The 1,156-nt window shown below is 47.7% G+C and carries 1 pseudogene; it reads left to right on the plus strand.

Annotated features, from left to right (window positions below):
- Positions 1 to 1,156, plus strand: a pseudogene (locus AC106S_RS24085) (RHS repeat-associated core domain-containing protein); the annotation flags it as partial.

A 1,156-nucleotide genomic window follows, 5' to 3' on the forward strand; every position in this document is an offset into this window, starting at 1 on the left:
TGATCCCTCCGCTGGCTTCCGTAGCCTTGTCTCCGGATGAAGCGACCCTGAACAACCTCTGCTACCAGTACCGCTATGATGAAAAGAACCGCCTGGTAGAAAAGAAGCTTCCGGGGAAAGGCTGGGACTATATGGTATATGACAAGGCCGACCGGTTGGTCCTTACCCAGGATGCCAACCTGGAGGAGAAAGGACAGTGGATCCTCACCAAATACGATTCTTTTGGCCGGGTAGCCTATACGGCTGTTATCTTTGGGATGAACAGGGTTAATATGCAGGCCCAGGCCGGCCCTAACCTGATCGTGGAAAACAGGCATTCCGGAGGTTTTACAAAGGATGGAATGCAGATCCAGTATACCAATAACTATTTTCATGTTCTTGAAAAAGTGCTGAGCGTGAATTATTACGACACCTATCCCCAGTACAGCTTCAATCCCGCTTTCCCATCCGCTATTGAAGGAGAAACCGTTTTAACCGATACTCCTTCTTCAGAAGGACAAAGCACCAAAGGCCTTGCCGTCATGAGCCTGGTGAAGAACATCGAAGATGACAACTGGACCAAAAGCTATTCTTATTATGACACCCAGGGAAGGGTGATCGGTTCGCATTCCATCAATCATCTGGGAGGTTACACCCACAGCGAATCCAGGCTGGATTTTGCCGGAACCGTTCAGAAAACCGTGACACGCCACAAAAGACTGGGCACCGATACGGAAAGAGTGATCACAGAAACTTTCACCTACGACCATCAGAACAGGCTGCTGGTTCACAAACACAAGGTAGACGGTAATGCTGAAGAGATCCTGGCCCAGAACAGCTACAATGAGCTTTCTCAGCTGGAAACCAAAAAGGTAGGCGGAACGAGTCCGGCATCACCTTTACAGACGGTGAATTATCAGTATAATATCAGGGGATGGATGACCAAAATCAATGATCCGGGAAATCTGGGCGGGAAGCTTTTCGGATATGAAATTAAATATCAGAATCCTTCCAACACTGCTGTCCCGGGAAGATTTAACGGAAACATCACTGAAGTAGACTGGAAAACATCCTCAGATGAAGTTTTCAGAAGATACAGCTACCAATATGATGGCCTGAACAGGCTTTTGAAAGGAAGTTATTCCGAACCTCTTGCAGGGGTACCGATGAATGATTC

The sequence above is a fragment of the Chryseobacterium sp. FR054 genome, from assembly GCF_056844565.1.